Annotated in this window: 16 protein-coding genes; 12 read left to right on the top strand and 4 right to left on the bottom strand. The window is 67.5% G+C overall.

The window, feature by feature from the left end; all coding sequences use genetic code 11:
- Positions 1-20 precede the first annotated feature (20 nt).
- A complete protein-coding gene (locus ACOQPP_RS02645; RefSeq protein ID WP_419165816.1) occupies positions 21-1,484 on the top strand; it encodes an amidohydrolase in 1,464 nt (487 codons plus the stop codon).
- Between the two features lie 191 nt (positions 1,485-1,675).
- Here the strand turns inward: ACOQPP_RS02645 and ACOQPP_RS02640 are convergent, their stop codons facing one another.
- Positions 1,676-1,879, bottom strand: a complete 204-nt coding sequence (locus ACOQPP_RS02640) for a helix-turn-helix transcriptional regulator (RefSeq protein WP_419165815.1) — start codon at positions 1,877-1,879, stop codon at positions 1,676-1,678.
- 493 nt (positions 1,880-2,372) lie between these two features.
- On the opposite strand from ACOQPP_RS02640, the gene ACOQPP_RS02635 reads away from it, so the two are divergent.
- The 10 genes from ACOQPP_RS02635 to ACOQPP_RS02590 all read left to right on the top strand — a co-directional run bounded on the left by ACOQPP_RS02635 (position 2,373) and on the right by ACOQPP_RS02590 (position 16,956).
- Complete coding sequence (locus ACOQPP_RS02635; protein WP_419165640.1) at positions 2,373-6,593, top strand: Ig-like domain-containing protein; 4,221 nt, start codon at positions 2,373-2,375, stop codon at positions 6,591-6,593.
- Between the two features lie 214 nt (positions 6,594-6,807).
- Positions 6,808-7,386 (top strand): hypothetical protein, encoded by a 579-nt coding sequence (locus ACOQPP_RS02630; RefSeq protein WP_419165639.1) that lies wholly within the window; start codon positions 6,808-6,810, stop codon positions 7,384-7,386.
- Positions 7,387-7,424: 38 nt separating this feature from the next.
- Positions 7,425-8,105: an outer membrane beta-barrel protein gene (locus ACOQPP_RS02625; protein ID WP_420635820.1), complete on the top strand. Its 681-nt coding sequence runs from the start codon at positions 7,425-7,427 to the stop codon at positions 8,103-8,105.
- A 66-nt stretch (positions 8,106-8,171) separates the two neighbouring features.
- Positions 8,172-8,510, top strand: coding sequence for a hypothetical protein (locus ACOQPP_RS02620; protein ID WP_420635819.1), 339 nt, complete (start codon positions 8,172-8,174; stop codon positions 8,508-8,510).
- Positions 8,511-8,678: 168 nt separating this feature from the next.
- Positions 8,679-8,969, top strand: a complete 291-nt coding sequence (locus tag ACOQPP_RS02615) for an Ig-like domain-containing protein (protein ID WP_420635818.1) — start codon at positions 8,679-8,681, stop codon at positions 8,967-8,969.
- A gap of 8 nt (positions 8,970-8,977) precedes the next feature.
- Entirely contained in the window at positions 8,978-9,298 is a 321-nt protein-coding gene (locus ACOQPP_RS02610) for a hypothetical protein (protein WP_420635817.1), read from the top strand.
- Between the two features lie 33 nt (positions 9,299-9,331).
- Positions 9,332-9,463 carry a hypothetical protein gene (locus tag ACOQPP_RS02605; RefSeq protein ID WP_420635816.1) on the top strand — a complete coding sequence of 44 codons (132 nt, stop codon included), beginning with the start codon at positions 9,332-9,334 and terminating at the stop codon, positions 9,461-9,463.
- The gene (locus ACOQPP_RS02600; RefSeq protein ID WP_420635815.1) at positions 9,423-15,881 is read left to right on the top strand and encodes an Ig-like domain-containing protein; all 6,459 of its coding nucleotides are present in this window, start codon (positions 9,423-9,425) and stop codon (positions 15,879-15,881) included. The genes ACOQPP_RS02605 and ACOQPP_RS02600 overlap by 41 nt, the downstream gene beginning before the upstream one ends.
- 77 nt (positions 15,882-15,958) lie before the next feature.
- Positions 15,959-16,414 (top strand): PEGA domain-containing protein, encoded by a 456-nt coding sequence (locus tag ACOQPP_RS02595; RefSeq protein ID WP_420635814.1) that lies wholly within the window; start codon positions 15,959-15,961, stop codon positions 16,412-16,414.
- On the top strand, positions 16,411-16,956 hold the full coding sequence (locus ACOQPP_RS02590) for a hypothetical protein (protein WP_420635813.1): 546 nt from the start codon (positions 16,411-16,413) through the stop codon (positions 16,954-16,956). Before ACOQPP_RS02595 ends, ACOQPP_RS02590 begins: the two co-directional genes overlap by 4 nt.
- 338 nt (positions 16,957-17,294) lie before the next feature.
- Here the strand turns inward: ACOQPP_RS02590 and ACOQPP_RS02585 are convergent, their stop codons facing one another.
- Positions 17,295-17,735, bottom strand: coding sequence for an aconitase X swivel domain-containing protein (locus ACOQPP_RS02585; protein ID WP_420635812.1), 441 nt, complete (start codon positions 17,733-17,735; stop codon positions 17,295-17,297).
- Positions 17,732-19,012 carry an aconitase X gene (locus ACOQPP_RS02580; protein WP_419165633.1) on the bottom strand — a complete coding sequence of 427 codons (1,281 nt, stop codon included), beginning with the start codon at positions 19,010-19,012 and terminating at the stop codon, positions 17,732-17,734. The genes ACOQPP_RS02585 and ACOQPP_RS02580 overlap by 4 nt, the downstream gene beginning before the upstream one ends.
- 53 nt (positions 19,013-19,065) lie before the next feature.
- On the opposite strand from ACOQPP_RS02580, the gene ACOQPP_RS02575 reads away from it, so the two are divergent.
- Positions 19,066-19,800, top strand: a complete 735-nt coding sequence (locus ACOQPP_RS02575; RefSeq protein WP_419165632.1) for an aspartate/glutamate racemase family protein — start codon at positions 19,066-19,068, stop codon at positions 19,798-19,800.
- Positions 19,801-19,847: 47 nt separating this feature from the next.
- On the opposite strand, the gene ACOQPP_RS02570 is transcribed toward ACOQPP_RS02575, so the two are convergent.
- Positions 19,848-21,263 carry a CapA family protein gene (locus ACOQPP_RS02570; RefSeq protein ID WP_420635811.1) on the bottom strand — a complete coding sequence of 472 codons (1,416 nt, stop codon included), beginning with the start codon at positions 21,261-21,263 and terminating at the stop codon, positions 19,848-19,850.

Genomic DNA, 21,263 nt, shown 5'->3' with positions numbered 1-21,263 from the left:
GGAGTTCCACAAGCATGCGCATGTCAGCCGGTTGTCCCGTCGTGAACCGGAACCTCCGTGGCCGTTGGCTCGTCGCCGGAGCCCTCGTCGCCCTCGTCCCCACGCCTCTCGGCGCCCTCCAGGAAACGCAGATCGAGGGAATCGAGGCGCGCCGGGACCACTACGCGGGAGTCGCGCGCCAGATCTGGGAGTGGGCCGAAGTCGGCTACCAGGAGGAGCAGAGTTCGGAGTTGCTGAAGGGCGAACTGGAGGCGGCCGGATTCTCGGTCGAGTCCGGCGTCGCGGGCATGCCCACCGCTTTCGTGGCGACCTACGGCTCCGGAGGGCCGATCATCGGGCTTCTCGCCGAATACGATGCCCTCCCGGGCATCTCGCAGGACGCGGTGCCCGAGCGCTCGCCTATCATCGAAGGGGGCGCGGGCCACGCCTGCGGGCACCACCTGTTCGGCACCGGCTCCGTGGCGGCGGCGATCGCCGTGAAGGACTGGCTCGACGAGACCGGCCACGAGGGGACGATCCGGCTCTACGGTACGCCGGCCGAGGAGGGCGGCGCGGGCAAGGTGTACATGGTGCGGGACGGCCTGTTCGACGACGTGGACGTCGCGCTGCACTGGCACCCCGGTGCGCAGAATAGCGCGCAGGCGGGACGCTCGCTGGCCAACAAGTCCGCCAAGTTCCGCTTCCGGGGATATTCCGCGCATGCCGCGGGGGCGCCGGAGCGGGGGCGCAGCGCGCTCGACGGGGTCGAGGCCATGAACCACATGGTCAACCTCATGCGCGAGCACGTTCCGCAGGAAACGCGCATTCACTACGTGATCACGCAGGGGGGCTTCGCGCCCAACGTCGTGCCGGACTTCGCCGAGGTCTACTACTACGTGCGGCATCCCTACGCCCCCACGGTGCTCGAGTTGTTCGAGCGCGTCGCGCGGGCCGCGGAGGGCGCCGCGATGGGCACCGGGACGGAACTGGAGTACGAGGTCATTCACGGGTTGTATGACCTCGTGCCCAACGTCGCGCTCGGGCAGGTGATGGACGCCAACCTCCGCAAGGTCGGCGGCGTGGAGTACACCGAGGCGGAGCGAGCTTTCGCCCGGCAGATCCAGGCCACGTTCGAGGGCGGCCCTTCCCGACCGCTGGGATCCGAGGGCGAGATCCGGGAGTTCGGAGTCGAGGGCGTCGGCGGCGGCTCGACCGACGTCGGCGATATCAGCTGGGTCGTGCCGACCACGGGGCTGTCGACGGCTACCTGGGTACCGGGTACCTCGGCGCACAGCTGGCAGGCGGTGGCGGCCGGGGGGACCAACATCGGCACGAAGGGGATGATGGTCGCGGCCAAGACGCTTGCCCGAACCATGATCGAACTCTTCCAGAGCCCGGATGTGATCGCGGCCGCGTGGGAGGAGTTGGCGGAGCGCCGCGGCACGGACTTCGAGTACACCGCGCTGCTGGGAGACCGCCCGCCGCCGCTCGACTACCGCCGCTGAACTCGGTTCGGAAAGGCAGGGCCGAGATTGGCGTACTCAAAAACCATACTGTGCCTCAAGAGTAGCGCATGACACGCGGGACACTATGAGTGTAATCGGCATTCCGCATTACATCTCGTGTAACCGTCTCCGCGGTGGCGTCGGGTGTAGCCGGACCGCCGCGTGGACTCTCTCTTAGCGGAAAGATCCTCTCAGGGCTTCCAGCGACATGACTCTATGCACGAGTTGGTCTGATTGCGAATCCCCAGCTTGCGGTGAACCCGTTTAAGGTGTGTCCTGACAGTGCTTTCCGCGCAGCTCAGCCCCTCCGCGATCTCAACCACGCTCTGACCGGCCGTACGCGCTGCGACCACACGGCTCTCCGCGGGCGTCAAGCCCAGAACCGCCTCAACCATTTGTGCGTCTGCCTGGGGTCTTGCTTCAGCGTCGACAATCAGCACCAGTACCCTGACCTCCCGGGTGGGATGATCCCGGCTCATTCCCCGCACCGGATGGATTTCAAGGATCAACGGCGATTGCGCCTTCCCCCGAGTGATCCCTATCGAGCCCCCGGCACCCTGAAGTCCGAACCGGGGAAGCGCTCGCGCCAGCATGCGCCCAAGCTCCGCGTTCTCCGCCCGATTGGCGGCAACCAGAACACCATTGTCTTCGTGCAGCCCATCGCGTCTCAGCAGGATGTGCCTGGCTCCCTCGTTGGCCTTGAGGATGCGTCCGCAGCGGTCTAGGGGTGTCCGGCCGGTTCTGCCAAGCTGGCCTTCGAGCGACTTCTTTGGGCCAAACACAAATACGGCATAAACATAATAGGAATACGCTATTGCCCTAACCTGCCCCTGAGATTCGAATTGCAGGCGGAGACGAAGTGGACGGCAATCCGGCAACGGAGAACTCATGGAACGTTTGGCTTGGGGTACACCTGTCGGGCGCGGCCTCCTCGTGGTAGCGGTGCTGTCGGCGACTCTGTGGGCGTACGCCTGCGGCGACGGGGCCACGGAACCTCCGACCCCTCCCCCCGACCCCCTGCGGCCGACATCCGTGATGGTGACGCCCGCGACCGCCCAGCTCGGCGCCCTGGGCGCCACCGTGCAGCTCATCGCCGAGGTCCGAGACCAGAACGGACAGGCGATGGCGGGTGCCGCGGTGACCTGGGCCAGCGGCAGCGCCGCCGTGGCCACGGTCAGCGGATCCGGGCTGGTGACGGCGGCGGGCAACGGGACGGCGACGATCACCGCGACGGCGGGCTCGGCGTCGGGCACCGCGACGGTGACGGTGGCCCAGTCGGCCAACCAGGACCGGGGGGCGCTAGTGGCCCTTTACGAAGCCACGAACGGATCGAACTGGGTCAACAACGACAACTGGCTGACCGATACGCCGCTGGGGGACTGGTACGGGGTGACGGTCGACGGTTCCGGGAGGGTTCTCGGCATTGACCTCAGCGGCCAGTGGGATAGCGAGAACTCCGTGTGGATACGGCACGGCTTGTCGGGCCTGATCCCGCCCGAGATAGGCAGTCTCTCGAACGTCAGGTGGCTGCGGCTCAGCCAAAACGCGCTTTTCGGCCCCATCCCGCGCGAACTCGGTGGCCTTGCCGGCCTACGGGAGCTGGAACTCGCGGGGAACGACCTTGCGGATGCCATCCCGCCCGAACTCGGCGGTCTTTCCAGTCTGCGAGTTCTGGATCTCGGCGCCAACAGACTTTCGGGCTCGATCCCGGCCGAACTGGGGGGGCTCACGAATCTGACGCGCCTTGCTCTCTACGCTAACAGCCTGACGGGCTCGATCCCACCCGAACTCGGCAAACTCGTCAACTTGGAGGACATGCGACTGTTTATCAACAGCCTCGATGGTCCGGTTCCCGCCGAACTGGGACAACTCGTGAGGCTAGCATGGCTGGGCCTCAGCTACAACAACCTGACGGGCCCGATCCCGCCAGAATGGGGCAACCTCAGAAATCTCAGCTCCCTTGCCCTCCGAAACAACCGACTCTCAGGCCCGATCCCGCCTGAACTGGGGAAACTCTCGGCGCTGCAACGGCTGTTTCTCGACAACAACCGACTCTCAGGCCCGATCCCGCCGAGCTTTGTACAACTCGACAACCTGGATCGGTTCTACTCTTCCGGTAATGCGTTGCTCTGCGTGCCCGGAACCTCCGCTTTCGCAACGTGGCTGCTGGGAATTCGGGAGCGCGATACCGGAGCCGTGAGTTCGTGCGACGCGACCGACCGGGCTGTTCTGGGTTCCCTGTACGAGGCCAGCGCAGGCGATGCGTGGATCAACGCGACAGGCTGGCTGCGCGGCCGGCCGCTGGAAGACTGGTACGGCGTTGACACGGACTCGATAGGGCGAGTCGAGACACTCGACCTGAGCCGTAATGGGCTCTCCGGCCGGCTTCCGGCGAATCTGGGTGACCTGGCTCACATGACCACCCTTCGAATGGACGGCAACGCGCTATCCGGCCGCCTGCCCGCGTCCCTGACGCAGCTTCCGCTACGGGAGTTGCACTATGCCGAGACCGGGCTGTGCGCTCCTGTCGAGCACGCGTTCCGGCACTGGATAAACCGCATTGCCTCGCACGAAGGGACGGGCTTGGAATGCGAGCCGCAGTCGGAACGGAACATCCTTGAAAGACTGTATGAGGCGGGTGACGGGCCGAATTGGAACCACGACGAGAACTGGCTGACCGACGAGCCGTTGGGCGAGTGGTACGGAGTCGAAGTTGATGGGCAAGGGCGCGTCGTGTCGTTATCCCTCCAATTCAACAACCTTACGGGTGCGATCCCGCCCGAGCTCGGCAGTCTCTCCAGCCTGACAAAGCTCTCTCTCGGAAGCAATAACCTGACGGGCCTCATTCCGTCGGCATTGGGGAGTCTCGCCAAGCTGACGATACTTTCGCTCGAAGGCAACGCACTATCCGGCCAGATCCCGGCCGAGATCGGCAACCTCGGAAACCTGGGGCATCTCTGGCTCAGCTACAACACCCTGTCCGGCCCGATCCCGCCCGAACTCGGAGACCTCAGCAGCTTGGCAACGCTGGAGCTCTCAGGGAACGCCCTGTCCGGCCCGATCCCGCCCGAACTCGGAGACCTCGACAACCTGGTTCGGCTGGACCTGCGGCGAAACGAACTCACGGGCCCGATCCCGCCCGAACTCGGCAACTTCCGCGGACTGAGAACGCTGCGCGTCGACGGAAACAGACTCACCGGTCCGATCCCGCCTGAACTCGGAGGCCTCGGCAACCTGGTTCGGCTGGACCTGCGGCGAAACGAACTCACGGGCCCGATCCCGCCCGAACTCGGAGGCCTCGGCAACCTGGTTCGGCTGGACCTCGGGTGGAACAGCCTGAATGGACCCATCCCGCCTGAACTGGGGAAACTCTCGGCGCTGCAACAGCTGTTTCTCGACAACAACGACCTGTCGGGCCCGGTGCTTTCCGAGTTCGGCAGGTTGGCGGATCTGCAGCAACTGAACCTTGCCAACAACCCGAAGATGGCGGGCGTCCTTCCACCCGAACTGACGGCTCTTGGCGGACTCAACGAGCTCCTGGCCGGAGGGACGTCGCTGTGCGCGCCCTCGGACCCGGACTTCCAGACCTGGCTGGATGGAGTCGACAAACGCTGGATCGCGAGCTGCGTGGAGGCAAATGGGTCGCTGGCCTACCTGACCCAGGCGGTGCAGTCGGAAGGGTTCCCGGTCCCTTTGGTCGCCGGCGAGAAGGCGCTGCTACGCGTGTTCCCGGTGGCCAACCGCACCAGCAGCCAAGGCATTCCCGCTGTCAGGGCCCGCTTCTACCGCGACGGCCGGGAAGTGCACCTGGAAGACATCCCTGGCAAATCCACGCCCATCCCGACCGAGGTGGACGAAGGCGATCTCGCGAAATCGGCTAACGCGGAGATTCCAGGCCGGGAGATTCAGCCGGGACTCGAGATGGTGATCGAGATCGACCCGGAGGGGACTCTGGACCCGGGGCTGGGGGTTGCCCAGCGCATCCCCGAGACGGGCCGCCTGGTGGTGGACATCCGAACCATGCCCCTCCTCGACCTGACGCTCATTCCCTTCATCTGGAGTCAACACCACGACTCGACGGTCGTGGATTGGGTGGAGGAGATGGCGGCGGACCCCGAGAACCACGAGTTGATGCGCGGCGCGTTCGCGGTCCTGCCCGTGGGCGACTTGGCGGTAAAGGCACACGAACCGGTACTGACCACCACCAACGACAGGTTCAGGCTGGTCCACGAGACCGAGACGATCCGGGTCATGGAGGGGGCCAACGGTCACTATATGGGCATGATCGAGTCTGCAGTCGCTCAGGGCGTGTCGTATCGGCCGGGCCGGTCGAGCTTCGTCGAGCTGCAGGAGGGCCTTGGGGGACCGATCGCGCACGAACTGGGCCACAACTTCAACCTTGGCCATGCTCCGTGCGGCAACGCCCCCGGCCCAGACGCCGGGTTCCCATACCCGGGCGGAACGATCGGTGCCTGGGGCTACGATTTCCGCGGCGGCGGCAGTTTGATACACCCGTTCCGGCCGGATCTGATGTCCTACTGCGGCGGTTGGATCAGCGACTACCACTTCACCAACGCGCTGCGCTTCCGCTTGGTCGACGAGGGGCCATCGGAAAGCGCGGCTTTCGCTCCATCCACGACGTCACTCCTCCTGTGGGGTGGAGTGGACGCCGACAGTGTGCCGTTCCTGGAGCCGACGTTCGTCGTCGACGCACCGCCCGAGCTGCCCCGGTCCGGTGGAGCATACCAGCTCACAGGCCGGACCGAAGGCGGCGTCGAACTGTTCTCGCTCCGCTTCGACATGCCCTCGCTGGCCGATGGCGACGGCCGTTCGAGCTTCGTCTTCGTTGTGCCGGTTCGACCCGGCTGGGAAGGGAACTTGGCCAGCATCACGCTCTCCGGACCCGGCGGATCGGCCACCCTCGACGGCGAAAGCGACCGTTTCATGGCCATCCTGCGCGATCCCGGCAACGGGCAGGTGCGCGGGATCCTGCGGGACGTGCCAACCCCGACCCAGGCCGCCATGGACGCCGCGTTGGACGCGGCCGGGCCGGGTCTGGAAGTGCTGTTCAGCCGAGGGATCCCGGATGCCGCTGCCTGGAGACGATGATCGCGGCGGCCGTCGCCGTATACGCCGGGTCGGCGGACCGCGCGCACGAAGGCGGCGGTGAGCTAAGAGAACTACGGCATTGGAATAATATAGATGCGACCATTGACGATAGAGTTACACCGCATTCGATTGGTCGATCATGTTCTTTGGACAAGCCGCGTCGTCCGGCGTCGGGCCCCTGTGGAACCGCAAGCATCCCGCGAGGAGTAGGGACATGAAGAAGACCTTCCGTTCCGCTTCAGCGATCTTCGCGTTGGCGCTGATAGGCGCTGCGACACCGGTACGAGCGCAGCAGGTCGGAGACCGCGTTCGCGTTGTGCTCCCGGATTCTACGACGATCGGCGAAGTGACCGCCGTTAGCGGCGAAGGGTTCGAAATCGTTCGGGACAGCACACTGTTCTCCTTCGACTACCGATTGATCGAGAGCTTGGACCGGAGCGTCGGTAGGAAGCGCCTGTGGCTCGAAGGGGCGGCAAGGGGTGCGATGATTCCATTACGCATTGGTTCCGAGCTGATCGTGGGCTGCGGGAGAATCGTGGGCGACGCGGGCGGGGGTCCCGTCGTATCTGTCGTTGCCTATGTTTTTTGCTTCATACCGGGCGTCACAATCATGGTGGTCGGAGCACCGATTGGAGCCGTCGTCGGTGGCATTGCCGGCATTTTCATTCATCGTGAAGAGTGGGCCGCGGTTCCGCTTGACGGCCGTCCGGGACGCCTGAGCCTTCTGCTACCGCGGTTCGGCCCCGAGCGACGTGTCGGCTTGGAGCTAGGGGTTCGCATTCGGCTCCCGTAGCCAGCCAGATGGTTCACAAGGGAAAGGAAATGATGATCATGCGCAGGATCCTTACGTCACTGCTTCCGCTGCTTGTCGCGGCTCCGCTGATGGGGCAAACGATGGTCGGCGTCCGAGCCGGGTTGAACCGGTCCACGATCTCCGTCGAGGACTCTTCAGACCAGGATGCCCGCATGGGCATGATCGCTGGAATCGATGTGGCGCTTCCCCTGGCAAGTGCGGTCGAGCTTCGGGTCGGGGGCGCGTACGCGCAGAAGGGTTCCGGCGCATCGGAGGAAGGCTTCGGGTCGTTCAGTCTCCAGTCGTTCAGTCTCCAAATGGACTATTTTCAGTTGTCGGCCCTGGCGAGAATGGGATCGCCGCGAGATGGCGGACTTTCGGCCGGCGTGCTGCTGGGCCCCTGGGCAGCCTTCAACCTCTCCTGCGATGTCAGCGCCAGTCTCGATCTCGGGGAATTCGGCTCGACGAATGTTTCCGAATCGTGTCGGGACGACACGATCGCAGGAGAGGTTCAGGGGACGGACTTCGGAATCGCGGCTGGCGCCGGCGTGGAACTGGCGGTTTCCGAGGGCCTCCGTGTGGGTCTCGATCTGGTGTACTCGATCGGACTCGCGGAACTCGGTGGTGATGGTGGCATCAAGAAATCGGAGTCTTGCGGTCCAGGCCGGGGTCGTGATTCCGTTCGGAGGGTGACCAGGTCCGACCGTGGGTGTCGGTAGCAGTTCCATGGGCACCCGGCTACTTCGATCCTCCCCGACCATGGGCCCGAGAGACGAAACGCCCGCATGAGTGCCGACCATTCAGGCTTCCGCCGGAAGGTCCCCGCCTGGGGCATGGCCACGCTCCTGGTGGCTTGGGCGGCCGCCTGCGGCGAAGGCGGTGGGGGCGGGGGCCCGCTCGTACCCGACAGACCCGAAACGCCCAACCGGGCGCCGGAGGCGGTGGGCTCGATCCCGCCGGTGGGTCTGGCGGCGGGAGATGACCTGACGTTCGAGGTGCCGTCCTACTTCAGCGATCCGGACGGCGATGCTCTCTCCTACGCGGCGGAGAGTACCGACGCATCGGTGGCGACGGCGTCGGTGTCGGTGACGGTGACGATCACGGGAGTGGCCGCCGACGGGTGACGGTGACGGCGCGCGACCCGGCCGGCCTGACCGCCGTCAGAACGTCGGGAGTGGCCGCCGGAAGCGGTGACGGTGACGGCGCGCGCCCGGCCGGCCTGACCGCCGTCAGAACGTGGCCGTGACGGTGGAGCGGGCCAACCGTGGCGCCGGAGGCGGTCGATCCCGCCGGTGGGGCTGGCGGCGGGAGATGACCTGACGTTCGAGGTGCCGTCCTACTTCAGCGATCCGGACGGCGATGCTCTCTCCTACGCGGCGGAGAGTACCGACGCATCGGTGGCGACGGCGTCGGTGTCGGGCTCGACGGTGACGATCACGGGAGTGGCCGCCGGAAGCGCGACGGTGACGGTGACGGCGCGCGACCCGGCCGGCCTGACCGCCGTGCAGAACGTGGCCGTGACGGCCGGGCCAACCGGGCGCCGGACTCGCCCGCCGGTGGGGCTGGCGGCGGGAGATGCCTGACGTTCGAGGTGCCGTCCTACGTCGGACCGACGGCGACGCTCTCTCCTACGCGGCGGAGAGTACCGGAGGTCGGGCTCGGATCACGGGAGTGGCCGCCGCGGGTGACGGTGACGGCGCGCGACCCGGCCGGCCTGACCGCCGTGCAGAACGTCGACCGGGCGCCGGAAGCAGTGGGCTCGATCCCGCCGGTGGGGCTGGCGGCGGGGGATGACCTGACGTTCGACGTGCCGTCCTACTTCAGCGATCCGGACGGCGATGCTCTCTCCTACGCGGCGGAGAGTACCGACGCATCGGTGGCGACGGCGTCGGTGTCGGGCTCGACAGGATGACGATCACGGGAATCGGCCGCGGGGAGCACGACGGTGACGGTGACGGCGCGCGACCCGGCCGGCCTGACCGCCGTGCAGAACGTGGCCGTGACGGTGGAGCGGGCCAACCGGGCGCCGGAGGCAGGTGGGCTCGATCCCGCCGGTGGGGCTGGCGGCGGGGGATGACCTGACGTTCGAGGTGCCGTCCTACTTCAGCGATCCGGACGGCGATGCTCTCTCCTACGCGGCGGAGAGTACCGACGCATCGGTGGCGACGGCGTCGGTGTCGGGCTCGACGGTGACGATCACGGGAGTGGCCGCCGGAAGCGCGACGGTGACGGTGACGGCGCGCGACCCGGCCGGCCTGACCGCCGTGCAGAACGTGGCCGTGACGGTGGAGCGGGCCAACCGGGCGCCGGAGGCGGTGGGCTCGATCCCGCCGGTGGGGCTGGCGGCGGGGGATGACCTGACGTTCGACGTGCCGTCCTACTTCAGCGATCCGGACGGCGATGCTCTCTCCTACGCGGCGGAGAGTACCGACGCATCGGTGGCGACGGCGTCGGTGTCGGGCTCGACGGTGACGATCACGGGAGTGGCCGCCGGAAGCGCGACGGTGACGGTGACGGCGCGCGACCCGGCCGGCCTGACCGCCGTGCAGAACGTGGCCGTGACGGTGGAGCGGGCCAACCGGGCGCCGGAGGCAGTGGGCTCGATCCCGCCGGTGGGGCTGGCGGCGGGGGATGACCTGACGTTCGAGGTGCCGTCCTACTTCAGCGATCCGGACGGCGATGCTCTCTCCTACGCGGCGGAGAGTACCGACGCATCGGTGGCGACGGCGTCGGTGTCGGGTTCGACGGTGACGATCACGGCGGTGGCCGCGGGCACGGCGACGGTGACGGTGACGGCGCGCGACCCGGGGGCCCTGACCGCGTCGCAAACCGTCGATGTCACCGTTTCGGACGGGTCGAACCGGGCCCCGGAAGGGACGCTGCCGTTCCTCGACGTGACCATCCCCGCGGGCGTGACGATAACCTTCAACGTGTTTTCCTACTTCTTCGATCCGGACGGCGACCGGCTCTCCTACTCGGGCCGGACATCGAATCCGGACGTGACCGCTGTCGCCGTATCGGGCAGCGCCCTCTCGCTTACGGGCGTGGCCGAGGGGCAGGCAACGGTGGCCGTGACCGCGCGAGATCCCGGGAATCTCCCCGCGACACTCTCCTTCGGCGTGAATGTGGCCAACGGTCCTCCCGCGGCCGTGGGCGAGATCCCCGAAGACACGCTCGAGACGGGAGAGACGGCCGCAGTCGACTTGTCCGGGTACTTCACCGATCCGGATGGAGACTCGCTGGCCTACACGGCGACGGCCTCCTTCGAACGCATCGCGCGAGTCTCGGTATCCGGGAGCACGATGACCATCGAAGGCGTCGCGGAGGGGAACACAACCATCACCGTCACGGCGAGCGATCCAGACGGAAACGAAGCCACGCAGCGGACGCGTGTGACCGTTAGGCTGCCCAACCAGCCTCCTGTGTCGCGGGGTACTATTCCGGACCTGACACTCACCGGGGGCAGGACGAGGAGCGTGTATCTGGGCTCCTACTTCGACGACAGGGATGCCCTTACGTACTCGGCCGCAACCTCGGACGCGGCGGTCGCGACGGTCGCGGTGACGGGCAACCGCGCGACAGTGACGGGGGTCGGCCGCGGCACCGCGGAAATCACGGTGACGGCACGGGATCCGGGAGGCCTGGAGGCCAGCCAGCGCTTCACGGCGACCGTGCCGAACAACGCGCCTCAGGAGACGGCGACTGTTCCGGGAGACACCCTGGATGTCGGCGCTACGGTCACGCTGGATCTATCGGAGCATTTCACGGATCCGGATGGAGACGCTCTGAGCTTCACTGCCGAGCCGTTCTTCGAGCATGTGGCCACGGCGACGGTGTCGGGCAGCACCCTGACGATCGTCGGGGTCGGCGAGGGAAGCACCTCCGTGACGATTACGGCGCGCGATCCGGCGGGCCTCGAGGCGAGCCAGCGGCCCCGGGTCAGGGTGCGTCAGCCCAACCGTCCCCCCGCGGCGACTCGGACGATCCCCGATGTGACCGTGGAAGCGGGGCGTACGGACCGCGAATCGATGTACTTCTATTTCGACGATCCGGACCGGGACGCGCTGACCTACACGGCAGTATCATCGGATGAAGCGGTCGCCTCCGTGACGGTGTCGGGCCGGAGCGTGACGGTCGAGGGCGTCTCGCGGGGGACCGCGCGGATCACGGTGACGGCCCGGGATCCGGAGGGGCTGGAAGCCCAGCAGTCCTTCACGGTCACGGTCCCCAACAGCGCCCCGGAGGCGGTCGGTGACATCCCCTACGACACCGTCGATGTGGGGGAAACAACCACCGTGGAACTCTCCGGTTACTTCACGGACCCGGACGGAGACCCGCTCACGTACACGGCCGACGTGTTCTTCGAGTCCCGGGCCCGCGCGACCGTGGCGGGGAGCGTCATGACCGTCGAGGGACTGGAAGATGGCCGTACTTCGATCACCGTCACGGCCCGCGACCCGGACGGTATGGAAGACTCGCAGCGAACCTATCTGACCGTCATCCAGCCGAACCGGCCTCCCACGATCAGGGATGCCATCCCCGGCCAGACCGTCGAACTGGGCGATACCGAGAGCCTGTCGATGTTCTTCTATTTCGAGGACCCCGACCGGGACGACCTGACCTACCTGGCCGAGACATCGAATCCGGCGGTGGCCACGGTTTCCACCTCGGGGCGGAGGGTAGTGATCGCCGCGGTCGCCAAGGGAACGGCGCGGATCACGATCGTAGCCCGCGATCCAGGTGGGCTCGAGGCGCGGCAATCGTTCGGCGTCACCGTGCCCAACAGCGAGCCCGAGGAGGTGGGGAGCCTACCCGAGTTCACGCTGAACGTCGGCGAGACGTTCTCCGTCGATCTGCACCCCTACTTCACCGATCCGGACGGAGATCCGCTCACGTACACGGCCGAAGTGTTCTTCGACGACAGGGCGGGCGTCACGATTTCGGGCACAGTCATGACGGTCGAGGGACTGGAGGACGGGGGCACCTCCATTACCGTCACGGCCCGCGATCCGGAGGGTGAGGAAGCCCGGCAGCGCACGCGCGTTGAGGTTATCCAGCCCAACCGGCCACCCGAATCGACGGATGTGATCCCCGACCAGACGCTCGAACCCGGCGAGGACTACTGGTTCCTCGCGTTCGCGTACTTCGACGACCCGGACAGGGATCGACTGACGTACTCCGCCACCACCTCCAATGCGAGCGTGGCCACGGTCACGGTATCCGGCAGCAGGGTGACGATCGACGCCGTGGCCGAGGGCACCGCGACCATCACCGTGCGCGCGAGCGATCCCGATGGGCTCGCGGCCGAGCAGGACGTCGCCGTGACGGTGCAGTCGGAGCAGGGCAACCAGGCCCCGACGTCCGTGGGGACGATCGGGGCGCAGACGATCGATGCCGGGAACTCGGTCACGATCGACGTGTCCTCCAGCTTCCGCGACCCGGACGATGACCGGCTGACCTACTCGGCTACGACATCGAACGCGTCCGTGGCCACGGCCACCGTGTCGGCCAGCCGAGTCACGATCTCGGCTGCAGCCGGCGGCACGGCGACGATCACGGTCACCGCACGCGATCCGGGCGGGCTGTCGGCGAGGCAGAGGATTCGGGTCACCGTCCCCAACGGCGCTCCTACGGGCCGTTCGATTCCAGCGCAGGTCATCAGTGCGGGGGAGACGGCCGAGGTGAGTCTGTCGTCCTACTTCTCGGATCCGGATGGGGACCGACTGACCTACCGAGGTTCCTCGAACGATACGGGCGTGGCGACGGCGAGCGTCGTGGGCAGCACGCTGACGATCCGGCCGGTGGCCGCAGGCGCCAACACGGTCACCGTGACCGCCCGCGATCCAGGTGGCCTGGCGGCCTCGCAGGATGTCGCGGTCACGGTGCAGCCGCGCGCCAACCGCCCGCCTTCGGGGGTCACGATTCCGGCGCAGACGCTGACCGAGGCGGGGTCGGTCACGCTGGACCTGTCCTCCTACTTCTCCGACCCTGACGGAGATCCACTGATGTACGCGGGATCATCGGACAGCGACGGCGTGGCGACGGCCGGCGTGATCGGCAACACGCTGACGATCCGGGCCGTGACGTCCGGAACCGCGACGGTGACGGCGACGGCAGCGGATCCGGGCGGATTGGCGGCGACGCAGGGGATCGCGGTGAGCGTCGCGCGCCCCGACAACCAGCCGCCGGAGCCGACGGGCACCATCCCCGACGAGACCCTGAACGCCGACGAGTCGGTCACGGTACAGCTGTCCTCCTACTTCGATGACCCGGACGCGGACGCGCTGACGTACACGTCCACTGTGTCGCAGACGGGAGTGGCCACCGCCTCCGTGTCCGGAAGCAGCGTGACGGTCACGGGCGTGGCGCGGGGCACCGCCACCGTCACGATCACCGGCCGCGACCTGGGCGGGCTCGAAGCCACGCAGGCGTTCGACGTGACGGTGCGCAACAGCGCGCCCGAGGAAATGGGGGCGATCCCGGCCACGACGATTGCGGTCAACGCGTCGGCCACCATCGACGCCTCCTCGTATTTCCGAGACCGGGATGGAGATCAGTTGTCCTACGCCGCAGAGTCGGCAGCCGCCGCCGTGGCGAGCGCCGCCGTATCGGGCAGCACGGTCACGATCTCGGGGGTGGCCACGGGCACGGCGGTCGTGACGATCACGACCCGCGATCCCGGAGGCCTCGAGGCCCGGCAGAGGGCCGACGTGACGGTGAGGGCGACCAACCGGGCGCCGGAGGCGGCCGGCACGATCCCGGCGCAGACCCTGGAAGCCGGAAGCTCGGGCTCCATCGACGTGATGTCCTACTTCAGCGACCCGGACGACGACGCACTGATGTATGCTTCGGCAACCTCGGACGCCGCGGTGGCAACGGCTTCGGTCTCGGGGAGCGTGGTCACGATCTCGGCGGTGAGCCCGGGCGCGGCGACCGTGACGGTGACGGCAAGCGACCCCGGCGGCGCGGCCGTGACTCAGGAAGTCAGCGTCGAGGTCCAACAGGGGAACCGGCCCCCGCAAACGAGCGGCACGATCCCCGGGCGGACGATCGAGGCCGGCGAAGCCGTCACGCTCGATGTGTCGTCGTATTTCACCGACCCGGACAGCGATGCGCTGACCTTCGCCGCGTCGAGTTCGAACTCCGGCGTAGCTACGGCCTCCAGGGTCGACAGCGAGGTGACGATCTCCGGGCAGGCCCCCGGGACGGCGACCGTGACCGTGACCGCGAGCGACGCGGACGGCGCCTCCGCCCGGCAGGAAATTGCGGTGACCGTGACGGGTCGAAGAAACAACCGGCCTCCGGAGTCTCGGGGCGATATCCCGGCCTTCTTCCTCACGGCGGGCGAGTCGGCCGAGGTCGACATGTCCCCGTATTTCAGCGATCCGGACGGGGACGCACTGACCTACAATGCCGCCACCTCCGCAGCCGACGCCGTCACCGCCTCGGCGTCGGACGGCACGCTGACCCTCACGGCGGGGACCCGCGGAACAGCGACGCTTACTGTGACCTCCGCGGACCCCGGCGGCCTGGAAGCCGAGTCGTCCTTCTCTGTGGCCGTCGTGGAGGCGGATATCGGGTCGTACGACATCGATCTCATATCCATCACGCCGATGACCGAGTCCCGGGCGGCGGCGTATCGAAACGCGGCCGAGAAATGGATGCGGGTGCTCGCGGATACGGAACTGCCGGACATGCCGGTTGGAGCCGAGATTCCCGTTGGTTGCTGGGGCGAGATCTCCGACCGGCGCGTCGACAGGGTCGACGACCTCCTCCTGGTCGTAGGGGTCGGCACGTTCGACAATCCCCGCACCATTGCGGCCGCGGGCTCCTGCCGCTGGCGTGCCGATTCGCTGCTTCCCTGGATGGGAAGCGTCAAGTTTAGCGTAAACTATCTGAGCGAAATCGAAGCCGACGGCGGGCTCGAGGAGGTCATCCTCCACGAAATGGGTCACACCCTGGGGATCAGTCGCTTCTACTGGCGTCGATTCGATCTTCTCGCCAATCCGACTCTGACGTGGTTCATATTCACTTGGGCACACAGCCCGGGCGAGGACGCGCATTTCATCGGCCCACTGGCTGCCGAGGCCTTCGACGAGGCGGGGGGGACGAACTACACGGGCGGGGACAAGGTGCCGCTCGAGAACTGCAAGGGTTCGGGCTCGGGCGATTCCCACTGGAGAGAACTCTACTGGAGCGAGGAAGTAGGGGACAGCAACTGTCGTGAGGGAGACATCCTGCTCGGCGGAGAACTCATGTCGCCAACATACAACCGGGGCATGCGGTCCCCTCTGAGTAACATCACGATCCAGGCTCTGGCCGACATGGGCTACACGGTCGACGCCTCCGAGGCCGAGTCATACAGCCTGCCGGAGCCGGGGGCCGAGCGAGCCGATCCCGAGCGCATGCTCGACTACGGCGACGACGTGTTCAAGGGGCCGATTACGCTGCACGACCGCAACGGCCGCATCGTGCGCCTGATCCGCAACGAATGAGACAGATAGCTGATTACTCGCGGGTACGATCTTGCTTCGTAGGCCTGCCTCGTTGCGCAACCATGGAGGAAACAAGAATGAGGAAGCATTTGCCGGCGCTGTTTCTTGCCACGGTCTCGACCACGGCCTGTGCCAGTCTTTACAACGACGAGGTCAAAGCCGTCGGGATGTATTCGAGTCCGGCGCAGGCCGAGGTCTGGATCGACGGGATCCTGCTCGGAGAAACGCCCTTGTCCCTGGAACTCGACAACCAGGCATCCCATAATGTCGTGTTCAGGAAGGAAGGGCACGCGGATGCCGTGTGCGAACTTTATTCCGGGGTCCATGAGAAATGGTTCGTGGCCGACCTGTTCCTCGGCCCGTTTACTATGTTTTTGTCCTTGATCATTGACGCCGTGTCGGGGGACTGGAGGGGGATCCGCAAGAACGCTTGCAACGTCGTGCTGCCCCCCGCGTCACCCGTTTCCGGATCCGAGTCGGACCGAACAGGAAGGGCCGGAACAAACATCTCCCGGAACGGAGGTCTGTCATGAAGAGTGCCAGCGTCTTGCTGTTCATGGCGGTCGGCCTCGTGGCCATGCCGGAGACCCTGCTCCCGCAGGCTGTCGGCGACCGCGTGCGTGTGACGACGAGCGGCGGCAGGCTCATCGGCCAGATCGCGGGGGTGAGCAACGACCGACTTGACGTGGCCCTGGACGGATTCGAACTGGCTGCGCTGGAAGGCCCGTTTCACACAGTCTCCCGTACCGACATCCTCCGTCTGGAGAGGAGCCGCGGGACGAGGTCGTTCTGGAAGCTGTTCGCCGTTCTGGGGGGGCTGTTCGGCGCGGGCCTGGCCAACATTTGCATCGGAGGCTGCCCGACAGAGATAAACCCTTACACCCCGCTTTTCGCCGCGGGCGGGGCCCTTGCCGGGGCCGGACTCGGCCTGGCGGTTGGGGCGTTGCTCCGGGTTGGGGAACGGTGGGAACTCATGCCGCCGGACGGTACCGAACCCGCCTTCAGTCCAATTCTCGACCTGAGGGGCAGCGGTGGGCACCCTGCGGTGGGCGTCGGACTGCGGCTACGGTTGTAACCGCAGAGCCAGCCCCCTTCCACCGGAGTATCGTTCCATCTCGCCGTACGTCGCTTCGAGGCGGGCAAGCAGCTGATCGTCGACGCCTTGGGGATAGCGGCTCAGCATCCGCAGTCTGTGGAGGAATTCGGAGTCGCCCGCGATTTCGGTTCCGCTCCCCACATAAGGCTGGGTCCGGGTTTCGACAGCCTGGGTCCGGAGACCGCCATCCCCCATTTGGGGGACGCATGGACGGCCGCCCGCCTGAAGTGGACGGTGCCCGGTGTACATCGAACCCGGGGCGACGATCGCGTGGCCGGGCGTTCAAGCGCGCGTGAGCTCACTCTGGATTTGATGCGTCAGTAGGCGAATATTGCGCCGGTCTCTTCCAGCCGGATGCGCGTGATTGCCCGAAGCGTCTCGAAGTCACGGGGGGAGAGGGCGACGACGGGCGGAGTCCGGCCGTAGAGCTGAGCGGCCACTATGGCGGCGAGCGCGAGGAAGGTGTCGGGGCCGCGGGTCAGGAATGCCGCGGGGGCCGTGCCGCGGCGGATGGCCTCGAGGAGGACGGCGGTCGTGGTGCTGGACCCGCGGGTCGCCGGAATGGCCATGATGCGGCCCGTGCCGGTTCGGCCGGCCAGCGGGTGGCGCCGGTCGATGATCTCCCCGGTCTCGGCGTCGTAGCCGCCCCAGAAGCTGAGCGGCTCGGACGAGTAGAGAACGGCGCCTTCCGCAGCGCCCGCGACGAGCGCTCGGCCGATCAGCGGATCGGAGCCGGGGGTGGTTGGTTCGTCGCTCACGGCTCGGCGGTCCAGGCGCCGTCGTCACGCGTGACGCGCCCGGCGACGGCGGAGTCCACGCAGTCCGCCAGACTCCCGAAGGCGACGGCGCGCTCGAGCAGGCTCGGCGTGTACCAGGCGTACTTGGCCGAGTTCGTCATGAGCCGCCGGATCCCGTCCGGCAGCATGGGCGTCGTGAGGATGCACGTGTCGACCGTGAGTTCCCCGCCGAACGCTTCGATCGCCCCCAGGTAGCCGGCTCTCCCCGCCAGTTCGCGCACCGCCCGCCCGGTCGTGATGAGCAGTCGCACACCCGGGTGTCTGCGCCGCCCCTCCACAAGCCGCGCGAGCGCCGCGAACTCCGACAGCGAGAAGTGCGGACTCCCGAGTACGACCAGGTCGAGACCGTCCGCATCCACGAGCCCGGAGCCGAGTTCGTCCCGCGCCCCCCGCAACTCCGCGGGTCCGGGGCTCAGCACCTCCGCGGGTTCACGCCCCTGGAACGCCGTGGCTCGATCCGGTGCCTCCGGCGTCAGGCCGATCCAGTGGAAGAGCGCCACCGCGCCGGACGAAGCCATCGCGGCCCCCAGCGCCTTGAGGTCGTCTTCGCCCGGCCTCGCCGGCAGTCCGTCGAATACCGGGACCTGCCCGCGCACGCGCAACCCGACCCAGTGCCCCAACACGGGATAGAGCGCCGGCTCCGACGACAACGCCTCCGGAACCCCGGACAGGTCGACGAGGACCTCTCCGGCCCGATTCTCCGTCAGGTGCAGCCCGGCGGCCGGAGCCCGGCCCGTGACCGCGCAGCAGATGTCCAGCAGGTCCGGATAGCGCTCGGTGCGCGCACCGAGCACCGAGTTCGCGAACACGATCGCGCTCGATTCGCCCCAGGCCACCTGCTCTCCCCTGGCTGGTCGGGGCTGTGTCTGGTATGGCGCGCACGTCCACGTAGGCTCGCAGCCCATGGCCTCGTACGCCTCCATCTGCCGCCGTGCCGGCTCGGCCCACGTCTCCGGCACGTCCCAGTCGCGCCAGCCGTGTTCGTCCACCCCCGAGACGTTGAGGGTCGTCGGCACGCGGACCCGCGCCCCGCCCTCCGCCAGGCGCTCGGCAAACTCGAGCGTTGCGGGTCCCTGATACAGCGAGGAATCGATGTGCGCCGCGGTGATGTCGAGCAGTTCTCGCGCTCCTACCACCTCGGCCATACGTGCGAGAATCGACATGGCAAGCCGAGTCCCCTCCCCTTCCTCCCCGGCCAGCAACGCGACAGCCCGCCTGTCCAGACGAACGCTCTTCATGCTGCTATATTCCGCCCGACGACGAGACCAGGCTCCAGACTGCGGGCAAGACCATGCGCATTGTCTACTTCCTCCCCGGACCCATGTCCCGAGGCCCACTCGGGCCGGAGGAGCTCGTCCGGCGTGAAGCGTTCCTGAACCAGCACGCATTCCACGGGACGGAGGTCGAGGTTCGCGAGACGGAGAACGGCCCTGCATCCGTCGAGTCGTCCGCAGAGGAATATCTCTCGGTGCCCGGCATCCTGGAGGCGGCGCCGCGGCTGGAGGCGGAAGGGTTCGACGCGATGATCATCGGCTGCTTCGGCGACCCCGGGCTGGCCCCGGCACGCGAACTCGTGGACTTCCCCGTCATCGGTCCCGGCCAGGCGGGGGCGCTCACCGCCGCGCAGATGGGGCAGCGCTTCGCGATCGTCACGGTGGTCGAGGAGGTCGTCCCGGCGATCCGCCGCCAGATGCGGGGCTACGGGCTCGAGGGACTCGTGGCGGACATCCGGGCCGTTGATGTGCCCGTACTCGAACTCAGGCAACGCGCGGACCAAGTGCTCGAGACGATGGAGATCGAAGCGCACGCGGCGCTCCGGGCGGGGGCGGACACGCTCGTCCTGGGCTGCATGACGATGGGGTTCCTGGACGTGGCCCGGACGCTCTCGGAGCGGCTCGGCGTGCCGGTCATCAACCCGGTGCTCGCGGCGCTCAAGGCGGCAGAATCGTTCGCGGCCACGGGCGTTCGGCCGTCCCCGCGCGCCTATCCCCCGCCCCGCAAGAAGATCCAGCCAGCCCCGGTCTGATCCCGCGCGGCGGGGCCGCACCTCAGGCACGGAGCGGGCGGTTCGGCTCAGGGCCGGATGACGCCGACGCCGTTCTCGATCGTCATCGTCGTCCCGAACTCGGCGGATAGCTGCGCCAGACCCTCGAGGATCTCCTTCCCGAGCGCGTCGTCGGCCATCATCGGCCGCCCGCGCACCGGCCGCGGCAACTGCCAGCCCATGGTGATCGGGTAGAGCTTGATCTCCGTCAGCATCCCGCCCTCGTACTCGACGACGGGGACGACGCTCTCCCAGAACCCCTTCCCCGCGGGGAAGGAACCGGCGCCCATGCGCTCGATCCGCACGTCCTGGAACATGCCCGGAAGATCCTCGTACCCCAGTCCCTGGGCCTCGTAGTTGTCCTGCGGCTGCAGCTCGACCGTTTCGTTCTGCATGGCGAAGTTCGCCAGCGAATAGAAGATCGGCTTGCCCTGGTAGAGTTCGACCGCGCGCAGGATGTGGGGGCCGTGGCCCACGAACATGTCCGCGCCCGCGTCGATGAACGCCCGCGCCGCCTCGACGATGAAGTCGGCCGGTACCTCGCGCCGGTCCGCACCCTCGTGCGTGTGGCTCGTGACGATGACCCACTCCGCCTGACGCTGCGCTTCCTTCACGACCTCGACGATCTCCGCCAGGTCTCCGGCGTGCGGCATCGTCTTCACGCCCGGCTTGTCGCCCACCATGAACGTCATGCCGCCGAAGTTCAGCCTCGGTCCGGAGCCGCCGCCCCGCCCCGCCGCCGAGAGCGCGTCGCGGAGGCCCGCCATCTGGTCCGCCGTCACGGTCACGTGCCGTTCGTAGCGGATGGGGCTTAGCCCCGGACGCCCGCGCATGTCCGGGCGCTGGTGGCCGGCCCGCATCGCATCGTTGAAGGTCGAGGCAATGGAAATCAGGGCCACCCGCCCCCCGGGCGTGTCCACGTACACCGGAGCCCGCGCCTCCGCGAGGTTCTCGCCGAAGCCCGCGATCGCGAGGCCCGCCGCCTCGGTCGCCTCCACCGTACGCCGCGCCCCGCCGGCGCCGAAATCCATCGTGTGGTTGTTCGCGATACTCACCATGTCGAAGCCGAACCAGGCGAGTTCGTGCGCGATCTCCGGCTCCGCCCGCATGTAGGTGCCGCCGCTCGCCGCGGCCGGGATCACGTCGTCCTCGTAGTCGTGGAAGAGGATCTCGAGGTTCACGAACGCGGCGGTCGCGTTCCGGATGATGTCGCGCAGCGCGAGGAACTCGGGCTCCCGGTAGGGAGACATCTTCCGCGAGATGATCGCGTCGCCCGCGAGGGCGATCGACATGTTCCCGCGGGTATCCTCGAAGGACTGGGCCTCGAGCGCCGTCGGCGTGGCGAGGCCGAAGCCCACGGCGAGGGCGAGCCCGGCGAGCGTGAGGCCGGCGAGCGGAAGTCCGACGACGGCGAGGGGCGAGAGCGGAAGACGATACCGGCGCAT

This window comes from Candidatus Palauibacter sp., from assembly GCF_965222475.1.
Lineage (GTDB): Bacteria > Gemmatimonadota > Gemmatimonadetes > Palauibacterales > Palauibacteraceae > Palauibacter.
Note: the sequence above shows the minus strand (reverse complement) of the source record. Positions and strands in the feature narration are given on the sequence as shown.